Genomic DNA, 1853 nt, shown 5'->3' with positions numbered 1-1853 from the left:
GGGATGGTCGGCAGTGCCGATGACCGGCCGGAGGGTGGCAAGTGAGCCCCGATGCCGTGATGTGGCTCGTTTTGTTGCTGGCAGGGCTGTGCCTTTTCGGTTACCTGCTGGCCGTCCTGATCCATCCGGAAAAGTGGTGAACGGCTCTTGACCTTCAACCCTGCATCCTTTGCTGCCCAGGTGGCGGCGCTCCTCATCGTGCTGGCGGCCGTGCACAAACCCCTGGGCAGCTATCTGGCCCGGGTTTTCGAGGGCACGACGTCATCCCGGCCCGAGCGTCTCTTTTACCGACTGGCCGGGATTGACCCCGGCACCGAGCAGACCTGGCCCGTCTACCTGCGCAGTGTGCTGGCGTTCTCGGCTGTCTCGATCCTGGCCGTGTTCGGCCTCCAGCGGCTACAGGGCGTGCTGCCGGGCAGCGGATCCCTGCCCGGCGTGGATCCGTGGGTGGCCATGAACACGGCCATTTCGTTCGTGACCAACACGAACTGGCAGACCTACGTCCCCGAGACCACGGTGGGCATTTTTGTGCAGATGACCCTGCTGGCGGTGCAGAACTTCCTCTCCGCCGCCGTCGGCATCGTCGTCGTTGTCGCCTTGATTCGCGGCATCGCCCGGACCCGCACCGACCGGTTGGGCAACTTCTGGATGGACCTGGCCCGGACCTCGTTCCGGGTCCTGCTGCCGATCGCGTTCGTCGCGGCTTTAGTGATGGTCCTCGGCGGTGTGGTGCAGAACTTCTGGCCCACTGACGTCGCCAACCAGGCGTCCGGGGTCAGCCATACCATTCCCGGCGGTCCCGTCGCCTCCCAGGAAGCCATCAAGATCCTGGGAACCAACGGCGGCGGCTACTTCAATGCCAACTCGGCCCACCCGTTCGAAAACCCCAACGCCTTCATCAGTCTTTTTGAGGTATTCCTGATCCTGCTCATCCCCTCGGCGTTGCCTTACGCCTACGGCCGGATGGTGGGCGACCAGAAGCAGGGCTATACGGTGGTCGCCGTGATGGGCACCCTGTGGCTGGCTTCGATTTCGCTGATGGGTTGGGCCGTGGCTGCCGGACAGGGAACGGCGACAGCGGCCGCCGGCGGATTGGGCGAGGGGTTTGAACAGCGCTTCGGCCCCGTGCCAAGCGCGATCTTCGCTACCTCCACCACTCTGACCTCCACCGGCGCCGTCAACGTCGCCCACGATTCGCTGCCGCCGCTGGCCGGCGGAATAGCCATGGTGAACATGATGCTCGGCGAGGTCGCCCCCGGCGGAACCGGTTCCGGGCTCTACGGCCTGCTGATCCTGTCGATCATTTCCGTCTTCATCGCAGGTCTCATGGTCGGGCGCACCCCGGAGTATTTGGGCAAGAAGATCGGCCCGACGGAAATGAAGCTCGCCGCCATGTACGTCCTGGTCACCCCGACCCTGGTGCTGGCCCTGTCCGGAATCACCGTCCTGCTGCCGGACATCATGGCCAACGCGCCAGCAACCGGTCCCCACCAGTTCAGCGAAGTGCTCTACGCCTTCACGTCCGGGGCCAACAACAACGGCTCCGCGTTTGGTGGCATCACCACCTCCGGCCCCTTCATGTCGGTCATGCTGGGCCTGGGCATGCTGCTGGGCCGGCTCCTCCCGATTGTCCTGGTGCTGGCCCTGGCCGGCTCCCTCGCCCGTCAGGGCAAGGTTCCCGCCTCCGTCGGCACCGTCCCCACCCACGGCCCACTGTTCGGCTCGCTGCTGCTCGGCGTGACAGTGATCATGACCGCCCTGAGCTACTTCCCGGCCCTTGCCCTCGGACCCCTCGCAGAAGGACTCCTCAAATGACCCGGTCTCACACGGCATTAGCCACGGACACCGACGCC

Annotated in this window: 2 protein-coding genes; both read left to right on the top strand. The window is 65.4% G+C overall.

The window, feature by feature from the left end:
• The first annotated feature begins 59 nt into the window (after nucleotides 1-59).
• Nucleotides 60-140 carry a potassium-transporting ATPase subunit F gene (locus LQV45_RS29295; protein ID WP_230010573.1) on the top strand — a complete coding sequence of 27 codons (81 nt, stop codon included), beginning with the start codon at nucleotides 60-62 and terminating at the stop codon, nucleotides 138-140.
• Nucleotides 141-147: 7 nt separating this feature from the next.
• Nucleotides 148-1815: a potassium-transporting ATPase subunit KdpA gene (kdpA, locus tag LQV45_RS29290; RefSeq protein ID WP_230010572.1), complete on the top strand. Its 1668-nt coding sequence runs from the start codon at nucleotides 148-150 to the stop codon at nucleotides 1813-1815.
• Nucleotides 1816-1853: the final 38 nt, after the last annotated feature.

The sequence above is a fragment of the Microbacterium sp. Bi128 genome (assembly GCF_918698205.1).
The sequence above is the reverse complement of the archived record's forward strand: the minus strand, read 5'-3'. Positions and strand labels throughout refer to the sequence as shown.

Excerpts from the sequence above, each read along its gene's own strand:
- LQV45_RS29295 (WP_230010573.1), top strand. The coding sequence starts at position 60 with ATGTGGCTCGTTTTGTTGCTGGCAGGGCTGTGCCTTTTCGGTTACCTG.